Here is a 15,448-nt window from a genome sequence, read left to right as displayed (position 1 = left end):
GCCGCACCAGACACGGACGCGCCGGCGCACACCAGATCAACGAACTCGGTCCGCGTATTCGCCGGAAACAACTTGACCAATAGACACTCCATCACTCAGAGCGTTGCTACGACCATATGACTCTGCCAAGCGGATAACCTCATCTACTGAACGCTCGGCGGGATCAGACGCGGTCGGGGACGCTCTTTCGGCCGTGCGTTCGTGTCGCCTCGATGCGGGCGACGGCGGTGCCGCTCATCCAGAGAGCGAGCGGGCTGCGCCACACGGCCACGGCCAGCGCGGCGAATGAGGCGAGATAGAGCAGTCCGGAGGCCAGGCTCGCCCACGAGGTGAGGCCGGTGCCGACGAACTCGACCAGGATGAAACCCCAGAGGGTGTACGGCACCCAGCGCGGACCGGCCTTGGCCCTCATCAGGCCGATCCCGAAGAACAGCAGCCCGAGGGCCGTCCCGACGGTGCCAGCGAGCATCATCACCATGAGCGGCCAGGGCAACGCACCCGCCAACAGCCCGGCATACACCTCCACGTTGGCGGTGTCGGCGGCCATTCCCACCTGCACCAGCTGCACCCCACCGAACACGGCATGGCCGAATCCGCCGAGAACGGCCAGTGACGCCCCGATCGTGGCAAGAACGGGGGCGCGGTCAGCGATGAAGTGGGCAATGCCCAGCGCGGCCAACAGGAACGGCAATTGGGCGAGCACGAACGCGGCAGTCGATGCCGTGGCCAGTCCCGGCGCATCGGCGATCGCCGCCAGCTGGCCAGCCGGTGACCCGTCGGCGACCGGGCGCAGCACCACCCAGACAATGCTCAAGACAGCGGCCAGCACAAGACTGACGGCGACGCCGATACGGCGCATGGCGGCGATCTGAATCATGATTCTCCTTCGTTGGTGACCGGGGGCAGGTGTCGCACGGCCCCGTCGTGGCATCGACGTTACGAGCCGGCCGGGGCGTGTGTCATCAGCCCAGAGTTGATCATCCGATCAACTTCAGGGCGATTCGCCCGCCAGCACCGCTGGATAGGCTGGCGGTGTGAACCGACGGATGCTTCGCCACGGGATCGACGCCGCACTGGCGGTGAGTCTGGCTGCCATCGCCCTCGTCGAGATCTGGGTGCCTCTGCCCTCGGCTGTTGGTGACGGTTCACCCGCGGTCAGCACCGTCGTCGCGGTGATCGCATGTCTGGCCCTCGCGCTCCGTCGCCGTTGGCCGTTGGCAACCGCACTCGTGGTGATGCTCGCCTGGCCGGTCGCCTTCATGATCCAGCCGATTCTGATTCTGTTCTGGGGGCAGCTGGTGCCCATCGTGGTAGCCACGTACTCGGTCGCGCGCTACGCGTCACGCCGCGGCGGTTTGATCGGCCTGGCCGTCGCTGCCGCCTGCATGCTCTTCTTCGACCTGCGGGTGGCTGAGCTCCAGGACGTGGGCGAGATCGTGTTCCACTGGCTTGCGATCATGCTCGCCTGGCTGATCGGGCTCCTCGTGCATAGCTCCGAACGGCGAGCCGCCGCCAGCCGGTTGCGGGCGATCGAAGTCGAGGCAGAGAGCCGCACCCGGGTGATCACCGCGATTGCCGATGAGAGAGCGCGGATCGCGCGAGAACTGCACGACATTGTCGCGCACGCGGTGACCGTCATGATCGTGCAGGCGGGAGCCGCGGAGCAGGTGGTCGGCGACGACCCTGACCATGTGCGTGGGGCGTTGGCAACGATCAGGTCGACCGGAGCGGATGCGCTGGCTGAGATGCGCCGGCTGGTGGCCATGCTGCGCGAGGACGAGGACAATGCCACCGCAGACTTGGTCACCGGTGGCGAGGCAGCGGGAGGGGCTCGGTTGAAGCTACGACCGCAACCGGGCCTGGGCGAGTTGGCGGCGCTGGTCGAAGATGCCCGCGGTGCCGGGCTCGACGTGCGATTGACCGTTGAAGGCGAAATCGTCAACCTGCCCGCAGGTGTCGACCTGGCCGCCTACCGCATTGTGCAGGAGGCGCTGACGAACGTGCGCCGGCATGCATCTGCGACCCGCGTCGACGTGCACGTTCACCGTTCCGAAGACGCCGTGCGGGTGACGGTCGCCGATGACGGAAACGGTGGTGACTCAAACGGTGGTGACGCAAACGGTGGTGACTCAAACGGTGGTGAAAACCAGCGTGCCGGTGGCCACGGGCTGATCGGAATGCGGGAGCGCGCGGCGCTGTACGGAGGCGAAATGCACGCGGCGGGTACTGCCGCCGGGTTCACCGTGCACGCCACCCTGCCGGTTGGAGTGTCATGACCCGGGTGATCGTCGTTGATGACCAGGAACTGGTGCGTGGAGGCTTCCGACTCATTCTCGAGCGGGCCGGGATCGACGTGGTGGCCGAGGCCGCAAACGGCGCGGAGGCGGTGCGCGTCGCGGCCGAGTTGGCGCCCGACGTTGTGTTGATGGACATTCGGATGCCGGTGATGGACGGTGTCGAAGCGACAGCCGCCATCATGGCCGGGCCGGAACCCAGACCTCGTGTGCTTGCCCTGACCACTTTTGATCTCGATGAGTACGTCTATCGCGCGGTCAAGGCTGGCGCCAGCGGGTTTCTCCTCAAAGACGTCTCGCCCGGAAATCTCGTGCACGCCGTTCACCAGGTTGCCCGCGGGGATACCCTGCTGGCGTCAGCGGTGACCAGACGTCTGCTCGAACAGTTCGCGCGGCATCCGCTGGCAGGTGAACTGCCACCCGAGGTGGCCGCGCTCGCCGAACGGGAGCTGGAGGTGGTGCGCCTGGTGGCGCGTGGGCTGTCGAACGCTGACATTGGCCGTGAGCTGTTTCTCAGCGAGGCGACGGTGAAGACCTACGTGTCCAGGCTGCTCGCCAAACTGGCTCTGCGTGACCGGGTGCAGGTCGCCGTGCTCGCCTACGAGTCGGGGCTGGTGCGCCCTGGGGAGAGTTGACTGCGGCTATTGACGGGCTGCTGGCTCTGGTTCGGACAGCGTGAACCGGAGCGTACGTGACGTCATCCGAGCAGAACAGCCGTAGGGCCGGAATGAGGCGTGTCAGTGGTCGCGGTGCAGGTCTGGCCCGTCACTCTCGCTGATGTTGATTGCATCATCGTCTGGGCCATCGGCCCCCCGTGCCCCGTGCTCACCCTCATCGAAGTCGGGCAGGGCCTCGTTGCCGTCAGCGGCGTCGTACTCAGCGAGATTCTCCGGCGCATTCCCTCCCGGAAAACCCAACTGGTCCAGCCAGCCATCCGTTTCAACGTCCTGTGCTTCGATCATGTCTTTGAATGAGCGCAGATCGCGGTCAATTGCGATGTCGTCTGCCTGCAGCAGCGCGCCCGCTTTTTCCACGAAGCCGTCAGGAGCCCAATCGATGCGCACGCTGACGCGTGTCTCGTCTTCACTGAGCCGGTGAAAAGTCACCACACCGGCATGGGTGCTGCCGTCGACGCTCTTCCAAGAAACGCGCTCATCGGGAATGAGCTCCGTGATCACCGCATCGAACTCTCGTTCAACCCCCGCGACTTTCACCCGCCAATGCAACTCGGTGTCGCTGGTTTGCGTGATCTCCTTGACGGAGTCCATGAACGTGGGGAACGACTCGAACTGCGTCCACACGGTGTAGGCAACACTGATCGGAACCCTGACGTTGACGTCGCTTTCAACAGTGCTCATCCGAGCCTTCTCACGATAGGTTTGACTGCTTATGTCAGAGGCTACGCCCGAGTAACGCCGTGTTCAAGTGATGTATGCGGCCCCCGGCCACGCGCCTCGACCCGGGCGGCCGGCGAACTGCCTAGAGTGAATCATGACCATTTCTGACACCCTGCCGCCGGCACCCGGCCCCAGCGCACCCGGAGTGCCGATCGTCACCCTCACCGTGAACCCGGCGCTCGATGTGAGCACCGCAACGCCCCAGGTGGTGAGCGAACATAAACTTCGTTGCGGCCCCAGTCGCCTCGATCCCGGCGGCGGCGGGGTGAACGTGGCCCGGGTCATCCACCGGCTCGGCGGTCAGGTGATCGCCATCTACGCCGTGGGCGGCCTGACCGGTGGCATGTACCGGCAATTACTCGAAGCCGAGAGTCTGCCCACCCTCAGCGTGCCGATCAGTGGCACAACCAGAGAGAGTTTCACCGTCGACGAGGCGAAGACCGGCGAGCAGTTTCGTTTCGTCCTGCAGGGGCCCGAGCTCTCCGAGCCCGAATGGCAGGCGTGCCTCGCGGCGTTGGAGCGTTCCGTGCCACGCGGCGGCTACGTTGTGGCGAGCGGCAGCCTGCCGCCGGGCGTGCCGGTCGATTTCTATGCCAGGGCCGCGCGCATCGCCCACGCGAACGACGCGCGTTGTGTGGTCGATGCATCCGGTGATGCCCTCGCAGCCGCGCTCGACGAAGGGGTGTTCCTGGTCAAGCCCTCCCGTCGTGAGCTTGGCGAGTTGATCGGTCAGTCGCTGGACACGCCCAAAGCCCAGGTGGATGCCGCCCAGGAGCTGGTCGCCCGGGGAGCATCCCAACTGGTGGCGTTGACCTTGGGCGGATCGGGCGCGGTGCTCGCTTCGGGCGAGGACGTACTGCGTCTGGCCACACCGATGGTGCAGGTGCAGAGCACCGTCGGCGCCGGTGACTCCTTTCTGGGCGCCTTCGTGTTGCGAATGTCAGAGGGGCGCACCCTCGCCGACTCGTTCCGTTGGGCGGTGGCTGCCGGCAGTGCCACCGCGATGACACCGGGCACCGACCTGTGCTACCCAGCGGACGTGGAACGGTTGGAGGCGCAACTCGCTGCTCAGGCAGCGAATCCATGATCGGTGGAGATACTTTGGTGAGTGCAGAAATATTCCGTCGCAACGGTGGAGGCGTGAGACTAATGTTGGCACATGTCGACAAAGACACCCACTGATCCGATATTTCCTGCAACGCAGAAACGTGCGTCGTCGGTGAAGCGTTGGGTGTTCTGGCCCGCCGCCGTGATCGTACTCACCTTCAGCCTTTTCGCGATGCTTGTCCCACACCTGGCGGAGGCCGCGTTCGGCGCGATCCAGTCATCAATCGTCAACGCATTCAACTGGTACTACGTCCTTATCGCTGCGTTCTTCGTCGCCTTCGCACTGTTCATGGGATTCAGCAGATTCGGTGACATCCGACTCGGGGCGGACGCGGACAAACCAGAATTCTCCTTGGGTTCCTGGTTTTCACTGCTCTTCGCCGCCGGCATGGGAATCGGCCTCGTATTCTACGGAGTGAGCGAGCCACTCAGCCATTTCGTCACACCCCGTCCGGGCGTGTCCGGCACTCCCGAGCAACTCGCGCAGGCGGCGCTCAGCCAGACCTACCTGCATTGGGGAGTGCAGGCGTGGTCGATCTACGTCGTTGTCGGGCTGGGCCTTGCCTACGCCATCCATCGGCGCAAGCGACCCATCTCCATTCGCTGGGCACTGGAGCCCCTGCTGGGCAAGCGCGTCAAGGGCGGTTGGGGAAACGCGATCGACGTGGTCGCGCTGGTCGGCACCATTTTCGGAGTCGCCACCTCATTGGGCCTCGGTGTTCTCCAGATCAGCGCGGGCCTCGACTTCGCAGGGATAGTCTCACCTTCCTCAGTAGGTCAGGTCGTCATAATCGCGGTGATCACCGTGTTCGTGCTGTTCTCTGTGCTCTCGGGCGTGACAAAGGGCATGAAGTGGCTTTCGCTGATCAACCTCACCCTGGCCGGACTTTTCGTGCTCTACCTGCTGATTTTCGGGCCGACAGAGTTCCTGCTCCGAGAATGGGTGCAGTCGATCGGCAACTACATCCAGAACTACGTCGGGCTCTCATTCACGGTCAGTGCTTTTCAGGGCGCAGACGGCGAGGCCTGGCAAGCGGCGTGGACATCGTTCTATTGGGGCTGGTGGATATCGTGGTCACCATTCGTGGGAATCTTCATCGCCCGCATCTCAAAAGGCCGCACGGTGCGCCAGTTCGCCATGGGTGTGATCCTCGTTCCGACACTGATCACGATCTTGTGGTTTGCGGTTCTCGGCGGCTCGGCACTTTTCATCGAGCTCAACCAGCCGGGAGCGCTCACCCAGGCCGACGGAACAGTGAATGTGAACACCGCGCTGTTCCAGATGCTCGCCTATTTTCCCGGCACCACAGTGCTCACCTTTGGTGCACTCCTGCTGATCACGATTTTCTTCATCACCTCATCCGACTCCGGCGCCTTGGTGATGGGAATGATCGCCAGCGGTGGACAGATCAACCCGCGCAGATGGGTACGAGTCTTCTTCACCCTTGTCACCGCGGTGCTGGCAATTTCGCTTCTGCTGACCGGGGGCCTCAAGTCGCTGCAAACCGCCGCGATCATCATCGCCCTACCTTTCAGCATTATCCTGCTGCTCGTCTGCTGGGCGACCGTTGTCGCGTTCAGTCGTGAGCGTCGGGCCTACGACAGAGCTGCACGTGCGCAACTGGTCGACCAGATCGGTGAATATTACGGGCTCGAGGTTGAAGGTCCGATCGAGAGGGGCATCGTGATCCGGCGGCCCAAATGGCTACGAAATCGCACGCGTCGTACCAGCACGCGTCCGGATGCTGAGACAAAGTCGCTCGATGTGGTTGAGGCCCCGCTGCGCCCCGTGCTCACCCGGGTCGACGGCGACCTGCCCCCGCAACACGCCACGACCGAAGCACTTGATGCGACCAACGCCGGGCCCGGCGGCGTTCCCACCGGCGACGTCGACTATGTCGTCGACCGTGACCCCCGAGCGCGCAGCGACTCACCGGACGTACCCGATCGCACGAGCGACGACGACGGCCACGATCCACTAACGGGCGGCCGCTGAACAGGGCCCAGTCGGGTTGGAGACAGACAGACCACGTCTGGAAACCCCGGATCCGCCATCGCGAAGTACGATCGGGTGGTGCCCCCACGTTCGCCGCTCCCGCAACGACACGGACTCGACGCCGCGTGGATGCGCACTCCCGACCGTGACCCCGCACATCCGGCGCCCTGGCCGACCATGGGGCACTGGCTCGACCAGCGCCTGTCGGAGTTCATCGACGTGCCCTCGTTTCTGGCAGACGGCCGGATCGTCTATGGCTCCGGTGTGCCGGTGAGTGGCGATGACAGCTACCAACCGAATACTTTTGTCTGGTTCCACCGCGATCTCGCCGACGAGACGGTCGTTCCCGGGCGCATCCGCATCATCCACCGCGACGAACGTCTTGTCGTGATCGACAAACCGGCTTTTCTCTCCACGATTCCGCGTGGCCGGCACGTGCAGCAGAGCGTGGTGGTGCGGCTGCGCGCCGAACTGGGACTCCCCGAACTGTCACCGCTGCACAGGCTTGACCGGGTGACATCCGGTGTACTGATTCTGGCGACCGAGAAACGCTGGCGAGGCTGCTATCAGACCCTGTTTCAGCGTGGCGAAATCACCAAGACCTATCGTGCCGTTGCCCCGCTGCGGCCCGGGCTGCAACTTCCGGTCACGGTGCGCAATCACCTGGTCAAGCAGCGCGGCCGCATGCAGGCCGAGGTGCGGCCGGGGGAGCCCGCGAACTCCGAGTCACTGATCGATCTTGAAACCGAGCTCGGCGGCAACAGCATCTATCGGCTGACACCACGAACCGGGCGCACCCACCAATTGCGGATGCACATGTGGGGGTTGGGCATCCCGATCAGTGGTGACCCGCTGTACCCGTCGGTTCAGGATGTCGCCATCGACGACTTCTCCACCCCGCTGCAGCTGCTGTCGAGCGAACTGAGATTTCGTGATCCGCTCGATGGGAGCCCGCGTCACTTCGCCAGCGAGCGCACGCTTCCGCTGCGCCCAGTGGGCGCTGCCGAACAACGCTCTCAGCCGGCGAGCCCGCACTCGTAGGCGAGCACCACGGCCTGCACCCGGTCGCGCAGGCGCAACTTGGCCAAGATGTGGGTGACGTGGGTCTTCACGGTTGCTTCGCCCAGGAACAGGTCGCGGCCGATCTCCGCATTGGACAACCCGCGGGCCATCACCCGAAACACCTCGAGTTCGCGTTCGGTGAGCTCGGCCAGTTGCGGCGGCACCCCGTCGCCGACCGGGGGCCGTCGCACATACGCCTCCACCAGACGACGGGTGACACTCGGCGCGAACAGCAGTTCTCCGCTGTGGCTGGCCCGGATCGCCGCCGCCAGCTCGGCGGGCGGCGTGGTCTTCAACAGAAACCCGCTGGCGCCGGCCTGCAACGCCTGAAAGATGTACTCGTCGAGGTCGAAGGTGGTGAGCATCAGGGCGCGGGCATCGGGCCGGGATCTGCCGAGCAGCCGCACACCCTCGATGCCGTCTGCGCCGGGCATCTGCACGTCCATCAACACGATGTCAGCCTGTTCGGATGCCGCCACCCGCGCCGCGGCGGCGCCGTCGGCTGCCTCGCCGACCACCTCAAGATCGGATTCGGCGTCGAGAATCGCCTTCAGGCCGCCACGGATCAGGTCATGGTCGTCGGCAATCACCACCCGGATCACGGTGTCTCCATTCGCTTGACGTGATGGTCCACGATATCGAAGTCGTCGTGGCCGAACGCGGCGAACCATGCTGCGGATGTCGTTTCAACCTGCGGCGCGGCCTCCTCCTGGCAGCGGATCTTCGCGGACACCGCAAAACCCCCACCCGGGCGCGGACCGGCGGTGAAGTGACCGCCGCCGGCCCGCACGCGTTCGGTCAGGCCGGCGAGGCCGAAGCCGGCGCTCGCGACCCCCGGATCGAATCCGGCACCGTCGTCGTCGACCTGCACCTGGATCTCGTTGGCGGTGTGCGTCACACGCACACGCACGGCCGCCGCGGGCGAGTGCCGAGCAACGTTGGTCAGAGCCTCCTGCACCACCCGATACGCGATCGCGGCCGGTTCTTCAGCGACACAGTCCCCGTTCCCGGTGGTTGTGCGGGTCTGTTCTTCCTGCTGCGGTCGGGATTCGGCAAAGTCGATCGTCATCCCGGCTGACCGCATCCGCTCGACCAGGTCGCCGAGCGGCTCCACGGGGGCCCCGGCCAGCCCCGGTCCGCCGATGGCGCCCGCATCGAGCAGGTCGAACAGCAATGTGATCTCAGCGAGGACTTTGGCACCGACGTTTTCGACCGTGACGAGCGCGCGGCGGGCTGCTTCGGCGTCAGTGTGCTTCAACGTGTCGGCGGCCGCCGCCTGCAAAACCATCACCCCAACCGCGTGGCTGGTCACGTCGTGCAGTTCGCGGGCGAGCCGCAACCGCTCGGCACGCACCGCACGTTCGACCCGGCGGTCGATCTCACCCTGCAGCGCCGCGGCGCGTTCCTCGGCACGGCACCGTTCCCGGTCGCGCGCACTCCACTGGTGCCCCGCGAACGCAGGAATCACGAAGATGGCGAGGAGCATGGGCACATTGCCGGGTTCGGCGACAAGCACCGGCAGGGTCGCCGCGATCACCAGACCTGTGAATGACAGCCAGTCGAGGCGTCGCCCGCTCACCGCCGCCGACCAGGCCAGCAGGCTCACACTGACCATGGAGCCGATACCGAACCCGATGAACAGCGGTGTGCCGCTGAGGGTGACTGCGGCGAAGATCACGGCGGCGGCCAGGCAACTCCAGGCCGGGTAGCGCCGGCGAAGGATGATCGTGGCCGGCAGGGCGAGCAGCAGCACCCAGCCGATTGCCGAGACCCGCGGCTGCTCGGGAAGGTGCGCGTCGAGGATCGTCAGCATAATCAGCACGGCCGCAACGCCGGCGTCGGTGACCTGATTCAGTCGGCGGCGAGACGGTGCCCGTGCGTCGGGTTCGGCCTCGGTGCGGAGCAGTCCGAGCATCCAGCGCAACTCGGTGATCGCCGCGCGCCCGCGTTCCGCGATGCGTGCGATCAGCGCCGGGTCGAGGGTGATCATGGCGGCCGCGGCGTCGGTGCGCATCGCGTCGACCGAACCACGCACCACGTGGAGCGCCTGACCGCCCAACCGGGCCCGCTCATCGGCAACGACACGGGCGGTGTGACCGGCGAGGTTCGTCTCCTCCAACGCATTCGCGGTGTGGCGCGCCCGGTGGGCCCGGTCGGTGCGGCGTCGCACGAGCACCCCGAAGGTGAACACACCGCCGATGATCACCGTGACGAAACCGACCGTGCCCACCGAGAAATCCAGAACCAGGAACGACAGGAGGTAGACCGAAGCGGTGACGATTGCCCAACCCAGCCGACTGCTCCGGCCAAGAGTGTAGGTCGCGATCAACATGGACGCGAGTGGCGCCGGGTTCTCGGGGTCCACGTCCAGCGGGAGCATGGCCAGTTGCAGCGCGGCCAATGCCAGAGCCGCGGGAATGGGCCGTTGCCTGATGTACAGCACGGCCAGGGCAGACAGCGGGGCGATCACGCCGGCCCACGCCGTTGCGGGCACGAGGTAGAACAGCATCGACGCGAGCACCAACAACGCCAACAACCAGTCGCTGAGTCGCGGCGCCGTGAGCCTCATGGCTTCAGGCTAATGGGGGTGTGCCCCGACCGCATCCGCCAAAGGTCGGAGCCGGTATCCACCCCGACCGCCTTCGGGCGCCCGACCCGCGGGGGACACGATCGGTGCGCCGGTGCGGATGCCGGCGGCTGGGCCCGCTCCGAAGATGGAGGCATACGGAACAACCCGTTGCAGCATCCACTACTCGCGGCCGCCGACTATCGGGTCGCAGCAAGGAGACATCATGAAACTTCTTCCACTTGCCGGCGTCGCCGGCGCCGCAACCCTCTCCACCATCGCCATCACCGACGCGCTCTGGAAAGGGTTTCAGAACAACGCGCCGCCGCCGTGGAACTTTACGGACGGCTACCCGTGGATGATCGCCGGCATCAACTTCGGTCACGCACTGCCCTATCTCCTGCTGATGGTGGTCCTGATCCAGGTCGGGCCAAGGCTCGACACCGGAGGCTACGTGCGCTGGGTGCGCCGGTTGTTGATCGTCGCGTTCGCGCTGTTCGCGGCGATGGCGATCTGGGGGCTGTTCACCGGCGCTAACGAGAGTGCGCTCGGGATCTTCGAGATCGTTCCGACCATTGTGTTCTTCGCTCTGCTTCTGCTGCCGGTGATGTTGGGAGTGCCGCTGTTGCGCCGCCGCGCCCTTCGTCTGCCCGCGATCTTGCTGGCCGGATCTCTGCTCGCGGTGATCGGGGCGTTCGCGATCAGTGCATCCCCGTTCGCCCACCCGGCCTATGCCGAGGCGATGGCGCTGTTCGGCGTGGCGCTGCTGCCATTCGCGCTGGACGACGAATCGTCGCCGCGGCCGGCACGGTCGATGCGTGGTGAGGCACTCGTGGGCGCAAAACAGTAACGGCGCGACCCGCGTGAGGGCTGCGATAGCCGGCGAAAGGTGACCCGAACACTTTTCGCCGGCTGTCGCTGACGTTAGCGTCGGCCGACCGCCGATCGCCGGGGACACGCCGAAGGGCCAGCCGGGAGCGCGCGGGTCCGCGCGCGCCGAATCGTTGGCCGCGATACCCTTCGAGCGTGCGAAACTCGCGTGAGTCTCGCGCAGACAATGAGCGAGATGAGGGCAGGCGTGGCCGGTGAATATCTCCACCTCAACCGGGCGAACTGGGACGAGCGGGCGCCCGCGCATGTCGCCTCCGCCGATTACTCGGTCGCCCGGTTTCTGGCCGAACCAGACTTTTTGAGCGGCGTCGTTCGCTTCGACCGGCCCCGGTTGGGCGACATCGCGGGGCTTGACGGAGTGCACCTGCAATGCCACATCGGCACCGACACCCTCTCCCTCGCCCGGCTCGGCGCACAGATGACCGGGCTCGACTTCTCGCCGGCCTCGCTCGTGCAGGCACGGGCGCTCGCCGAGGCATCCGGGGCCACGATCCCCTTTGTCGAAGCCGACGTCTACCGGGCCGCCGACGTGCTCGGCGCCGAGCGGTTTGACTTGGTCTACACCGGGATCGGGGCGATCATGTGGTTGCCCAGCATCGAGCGCTGGGCGCACACCGCGGCCGCACTGTTGAAGCCGGGCGGGCGGTTGTTCATCCGCGACGCCCATCCCGTGCTGATGGCAGTCGACGAGAAGCGGCCGGACGCGCTCACCCTTCGCTACCCGTATTTCGAACGGCCCGAGCCACTGGTCTGGGAGGATGATGGCACCTACGTCGACACCGACGTGCGCATTCAGTCGACCGTGACCCACGAATGGAACCACGGCCTCGGCGAGATGATCACCGCCCTGCTCGCCCACGGGATGACTCTCACCGGGCTGGAAGAACACGTGAGCGTTCCGTGGGAGGCCCTTCCTGGGCGGATGGAGCGCGACGACGACGGGGAATGGCGGATGCTCGAAGACCCGTGGCGGCTTCCGCTCAGTTTCACCCTGCAGGCGACGAAGAACGCGTAGGCGACGTGGCGGACGGCCACGCTTTGCCGGTCAGCCGACGGGGGAGAGCACCCCGATCATGCCGAACAGGTCTTTCGGGTCGTCGGGGTTGGCCACCAGGTCGATGTCGTCGGAGTAGTCCGGGTTGTCGCCGATCTGGTCGCGCACGTAGCGCAGCGCCGAGAAGTCTTCGATGGCGAAGCCGACCGAGTCGTACACGGTGATCTGTTCGGGTGAGGTGCGCCCGGGCTTGCGGCCGGCCATGACCTCCCAGATCTCGGTCACCGGAAAGTCAGCGGGCACGTCTTGGATCTCACCCTCGATGCGGGTCTGCGGTGTGTACTCGACGAAGACATCGCCGCGGTAGAGGATGGCGGTGTCGAGCTCCGTCTTACCGGGGCAGTCGCCGCCGATGCCGTTGATGTGCACGCCCGCGCCGACCATGTCGGAGGTGAGCACGGTGGCGTGGGTCTTGTCGGCGGTGCAGGTGGTGATCACGTCGGCGCCGGTGACCGCGTCGAGGCCGCTCGTGGCGACGTGGATGTCGAAGCCGTGCGGCGTCATGTTGCGCACAAATTTCTCCACCGCGGCCGGGTCGGTGTCCCACATGCGCAGTGAGTTGATCCCGAGCGCGGTGCGAAAGGCCAGGGCCTGGAACTCGGCCTGGCTGCCGGCGCCGATCATGCCCATCGTTGTCGAGTCGGGCCGGGCGAGCACCTTGGCCACCATGGCGCTGGTGGCGGCCGTTCGAAACGCGGTCAGCACGGTCATCTCGGCCAGGAATGTGGGGTAGCCGTTGCTCACGCTGGCGAGCACACCGAACGCCGTGACGGTCTGGTAGCCGCGGGCCGGGTTCGACGGGTGGCCGTTGACGTATTTGAAGCCGTAGGTCTCATGGTCGCTGGTGGGCATCAACTCGATCACACCGAACGGGGTGTGACTGGCCACGCGGGGGGTCTTGTCGAACACCTCCCACTTGCCGAAGTCCTCCTCGAGGTAGCCGATCAGACCGGCGAGGATCTTCTCCGGGCCCTGTTCGCCGGCCCAGCGCACCATGTTTCGCACGTCTACGAATCGCGTCATAAAAGGCACCATCAACTCTCACTGAAGATCCGAGCGCCGTGGCGCTGGAGAAAACTGTTATCACCCTCAACTCTACGCGGATGCTGTCCCAGTCCAGATCGGCGTTGAGCTAGCGTGCATCGCATAGTAGTATGCAATGCATGAGAGCTGATGTCGGCGCCCAATTGCGCAAGGGGGTAGTCGAGTACTGTGTGCTCGGCCTGCTCGCGCGCGAGCCGATGTATGGTTGGCAGCTCTCCGAAACGCTGGTCACCCGCGGGCTGATCGCGAGTATCGGCACGCTGTATCCGATGCTCACCCGGTTGCGCACGCAGGGACTGGTCTCAAGCTTCGACGAGGAATCCGACGCTGGCCCGGTGCGCAAGTATTACCGCCTGACCGATGCCGGCATTCGCGAACTCGCAGAGTTTCGGCTGCAGTGGGCACCGTTCAGTCGTACTGTCGACGAACTCATCGAGGAGGAGCATCGTGTCGAAGAGCACCACGCCAAGGAACGCAATGTCGAGGAGGATCACCATGCCTGACCCCGTTCAGCCCCAGGTTGTGCGCAGCTACCTGTCCGAGCTTCAGGCTGCGCTGATCGGCGTGCCGACCGAGGTCTCCGACGAGATCGTCGCCGGAATCGCCGAAGAGCTCTCCGGGCTGGATGCCGCCACGGCGGCGACCCGCATCGAGGGGCTCGGTGATCCGATGTTCATTGCCGCCGAGGCCCGGACAGAGGCCGGGGTGCCAGCCGCGGCGGGCCAAGGCGCAGGGGCTTCTGGCGTCGGCGCGGCAGCTGGCGGCGCGGCGGCTGGCGGCACTGTGATCGGCGGCGCCGCGGGGACGCAGACTGCGGCAGACCCCCGCTGGTACACCGTGGTGGCGAGCCTGTTCGTTGCGCTCGGCGGGGTGGTCATCCCGGTCCTCGGTTGGATCGTCGGCATCGCCATGGTGTGGCTGTCGAAGAGCTGGCGCACGTGGGAGAAGTGGGTGGCGACTGTGCTGCCCTTCACGGTGGTACTGGTGGCGTGGCTGGGGGGCGCGTTGGTGGACCTGTTGAGCCAGGGCGGTTCGCCTGAATCGGGTGGGCTCTACGAGCCGCAATTCGGCAACGTTTCCCCGATGTCGAGCCTCTTTCTGATCGTCCTGATCAATGTGATCGTCGGCATCTGGCTGCTCTGGCGCGCACTCCGGCGCTGAGGTCAGCATCACCCGAGGGCGCAATCGTGATCGTGACCGGGGCACCGTCAGGAATCGGCGAGGCCACCGCCCGCGCCCTGCACGCCGCGGGCGCGCACCCGGTTCTCACGGCCCGCTGGATCGACAGGTTGCGCACACTGTCGAACGAGCTCGGCGGAGCCCTGGCTGTTCGCGCCGACATGAACGCGGCAGCCGATGTGGCCGCAATCGTGAGCACGACCCTCGAACGATTCCGCCGGATCGACGGACTGGTGAACAATGCCGGGGCGAGCCTGCATGGGGCCCTCGAAAGCATTGCTCCCGATGTTTTTCGTCGTGGACTCGAGTTGAACCTGATCGGGCCCGCGACGTTGATGCAGCGGGTCATCCCGATCATGCGCGAGCTGGGTGGCGGGTCGATCGTGAATATCAGTTCCGGCACGGCCGTGCATCTCACTCTCGGCACGGGAGCCTACGCGGCGACGAAGTCGGCGATCAACACACTGAGCGCGGTAACTCGTCTCGAACTCGCCGGCAGCGGTGTCGACGTATCGGTGGTGCTGCCGTTCATCACTGCGACCGAGTTCAACGGCGGCCGCTTCCTGGCGCCCGGCGCGAGCGTGCACGGGTTGCGCCCGCACAGCGCCGAATTCATTGCGCGGGTCATTCTCCGCGCCCTTCAGACCGGGGAGGAGCGGATCGTGATCCCGGCTGGGGCGGAATCCGAAGACCTGACGCGATTGCCGTTAGGTGTGGAGCAACTGCGGCGACGCCTCTTTGAGGTTGGGATTTCGAGACGATTTCTCGTTCCTCGAAATCCCTCAATCCGCGGGGCTGTGCGCCGCGGTTTCAAGTCGATCCTCGTTGCTCGGATTTCTCAACTCCCGTGGCGGGTCG

15 protein-coding genes and 1 pseudogene are annotated in these 15,448 nt (G+C 65.7%); 10 read left to right on the top strand and 6 right to left on the bottom strand.

The window, feature by feature from the left end; translation table 11 throughout:
- Positions 1–163: 163 nt before the first annotated feature.
- On the bottom strand, positions 164–877 hold the full coding sequence (locus tag DL891_RS14685; protein ID WP_111721196.1) for a hypothetical protein: 714 nt from the start codon (positions 875–877) through the stop codon (positions 164–166).
- Between the two features lie 157 nt (positions 878–1,034).
- Here DL891_RS14685 and DL891_RS14680 point away from each other — a divergent pair, with 157 nt between their 5' ends.
- On the top strand, positions 1,035–2,276 hold the full coding sequence (locus DL891_RS14680) for a sensor histidine kinase (protein WP_157962538.1): 1,242 nt from the start codon (positions 1,035–1,037) through the stop codon (positions 2,274–2,276).
- On the top strand, positions 2,273–2,929 hold the full coding sequence (locus tag DL891_RS14675; RefSeq protein WP_111721194.1) for a response regulator transcription factor: 657 nt from the start codon (positions 2,273–2,275) through the stop codon (positions 2,927–2,929). Before DL891_RS14680 ends, DL891_RS14675 begins: the two co-directional genes overlap by 4 nt.
- Before the next feature lie 102 nt (positions 2,930–3,031).
- Here the strand turns inward: DL891_RS14675 and DL891_RS14670 are convergent, their stop codons facing one another.
- The gene (locus DL891_RS14670; RefSeq protein ID WP_111721193.1) at positions 3,032–3,652 is read right to left on the bottom strand and encodes an SRPBCC family protein; all 621 of its coding nucleotides are present in this window, start codon (positions 3,650–3,652) and stop codon (positions 3,032–3,034) included.
- A 133-nt stretch (positions 3,653–3,785) separates the two neighbouring features.
- On the opposite strand from DL891_RS14670, the gene DL891_RS14665 reads away from it, so the two are divergent.
- From DL891_RS14665 to DL891_RS14655, 3 genes are all read left to right on the top strand, one after another.
- Entirely contained in the window at positions 3,786–4,778 is a 993-nt protein-coding gene (locus DL891_RS14665; RefSeq protein WP_111721192.1) for a 1-phosphofructokinase family hexose kinase, read from the top strand.
- 72 nt (positions 4,779–4,850) lie between these two features.
- Positions 4,851–6,794, top strand: a complete 1,944-nt coding sequence (locus tag DL891_RS14660) for a BCCT family transporter (RefSeq protein WP_111721191.1) — start codon at positions 4,851–4,853, stop codon at positions 6,792–6,794.
- Between the two features lie 78 nt (positions 6,795–6,872).
- Positions 6,873–7,835, top strand: a complete 963-nt coding sequence (locus tag DL891_RS14655; RefSeq protein ID WP_111721210.1) for a pseudouridine synthase — start codon at positions 6,873–6,875, stop codon at positions 7,833–7,835.
- Here the strand turns inward: DL891_RS14655 and DL891_RS14650 are convergent.
- Positions 7,811–8,458, bottom strand: coding sequence for a response regulator transcription factor (locus DL891_RS14650; protein WP_232819200.1), 648 nt, complete (start codon positions 8,456–8,458; stop codon positions 7,811–7,813). The two genes, DL891_RS14655 and DL891_RS14650, sit on opposite strands and share 25 nt — an antisense overlap.
- A complete protein-coding gene (locus DL891_RS14645) occupies positions 8,455–10,425 on the bottom strand; it encodes an ATP-binding protein (RefSeq protein ID WP_111721189.1) in 1,971 nt (656 codons plus the stop codon). The genes DL891_RS14650 and DL891_RS14645 overlap by 4 nt, the downstream gene beginning before the upstream one ends.
- Positions 10,426–10,648: 223 nt before the next feature.
- Between DL891_RS14645 and DL891_RS14640 the strand changes: the two genes are divergently transcribed.
- Positions 10,649–11,272, top strand: coding sequence for a hypothetical protein (locus DL891_RS14640; RefSeq protein ID WP_111721188.1), 624 nt, complete (start codon positions 10,649–10,651; stop codon positions 11,270–11,272).
- A gap of 216 nt (positions 11,273–11,488) precedes the next feature.
- Complete coding sequence (locus DL891_RS14635; RefSeq protein WP_111721187.1) at positions 11,489–12,328, top strand: bifunctional 2-polyprenyl-6-hydroxyphenol methylase/3-demethylubiquinol 3-O-methyltransferase UbiG; 840 nt, start codon at positions 11,489–11,491, stop codon at positions 12,326–12,328.
- Between the two features lie 30 nt (positions 12,329–12,358).
- On the opposite strand, the gene DL891_RS14630 is transcribed toward DL891_RS14635, so the two are convergent.
- Entirely contained in the window at positions 12,359–13,390 is a 1,032-nt protein-coding gene (locus DL891_RS14630; RefSeq protein ID WP_111721186.1) for an ornithine cyclodeaminase, read from the bottom strand.
- Between the two features lie 140 nt (positions 13,391–13,530).
- Between DL891_RS14630 and DL891_RS14625 the strand changes: the two genes are divergently transcribed.
- The 3 genes and pseudogenes from DL891_RS14625 to DL891_RS17825 all read left to right on the top strand — a co-directional run.
- Positions 13,531–13,914, top strand: a complete 384-nt coding sequence (locus tag DL891_RS14625) for a PadR family transcriptional regulator (protein ID WP_111721185.1) — start codon at positions 13,531–13,533, stop codon at positions 13,912–13,914.
- Positions 13,907–14,572: a hypothetical protein gene (locus tag DL891_RS17555; protein WP_111721184.1), complete on the top strand. Its 666-nt coding sequence runs from the start codon at positions 13,907–13,909 to the stop codon at positions 14,570–14,572. Before DL891_RS14625 ends, DL891_RS17555 begins: the two co-directional genes overlap by 8 nt.
- Positions 14,573–14,598: 26 nt before the next feature.
- Positions 14,599–15,084 (top strand): annotated as a pseudogene (locus DL891_RS17825) (SDR family oxidoreductase); the annotation flags it as partial.
- Here DL891_RS17825 and DL891_RS17550 read toward each other — a convergent pair.
- Positions 15,024–15,218 (bottom strand): hypothetical protein, encoded by a 195-nt coding sequence (locus DL891_RS17550; protein ID WP_232819199.1) that lies wholly within the window; start codon positions 15,216–15,218, stop codon positions 15,024–15,026. The pseudogene DL891_RS17825 and the gene DL891_RS17550 overlap by 61 nt on opposite strands.
- Between the last annotated feature and the right edge of the window lie 230 nt (positions 15,219–15,448).

The organism is Homoserinimonas sp. OAct 916, from assembly GCF_003260275.1.
Lineage (GTDB): Bacteria > Actinomycetota > Actinomycetes > Actinomycetales > Microbacteriaceae > OACT-916.
Note: the sequence above shows the minus strand (reverse complement) of the source record. Positions and strands in the feature narration are given on the sequence as shown.

Bases quoted from the DNA above. Each gene is read 5' to 3' on its own strand.
- DL891_RS14685 (WP_111721196.1), bottom strand. From the start codon at position 877: ATGATTCAGATCGCCGCCATGCGCCGTATCGGCGTCGCCGTCAGTCTT.
- DL891_RS14675 (WP_111721194.1), top strand. From the start codon at position 2,273: ATGACCCGGGTGATCGTCGTTGATGACCAGGAACTGGTGCGTGGAGGC.
- DL891_RS14670 (WP_111721193.1), bottom strand. From the start codon at position 3,652: ATGAGCACTGTTGAAAGCGACGTCAACGTCAGGGTTCCGATCAGTGTT.
- DL891_RS14665 (WP_111721192.1), top strand. From the start codon at position 3,786: ATGACCATTTCTGACACCCTGCCGCCGGCACCCGGCCCCAGCGCACCC.
- DL891_RS14660 (WP_111721191.1), top strand. From the start codon at position 4,851: ATGTCGACAAAGACACCCACTGATCCGATATTTCCTGCAACGCAGAAA.
- DL891_RS14645 (WP_111721189.1), bottom strand. From the start codon at position 10,425: ATGAGGCTCACGGCGCCGCGACTCAGCGACTGGTTGTTGGCGTTGTTG.
- DL891_RS14640 (WP_111721188.1), top strand. From the start codon at position 10,649: ATGAAACTTCTTCCACTTGCCGGCGTCGCCGGCGCCGCAACCCTCTCC.
- DL891_RS14635 (WP_111721187.1), top strand. From the start codon at position 11,489: ATGAGGGCAGGCGTGGCCGGTGAATATCTCCACCTCAACCGGGCGAAC.
- DL891_RS14630 (WP_111721186.1), bottom strand. From the start codon at position 13,390: ATGACGCGATTCGTAGACGTGCGAAACATGGTGCGCTGGGCCGGCGAA.
- DL891_RS14625 (WP_111721185.1), top strand. From the start codon at position 13,531: ATGAGAGCTGATGTCGGCGCCCAATTGCGCAAGGGGGTAGTCGAGTAC.
- DL891_RS17555 (WP_111721184.1), top strand. From the start codon at position 13,907: ATGCCTGACCCCGTTCAGCCCCAGGTTGTGCGCAGCTACCTGTCCGAG.
- DL891_RS17550 (WP_232819199.1), bottom strand. From the start codon at position 15,218: ATGACCCGCGCAATGAATTCGGCGCTGTGCGGGCGCAACCCGTGCACG.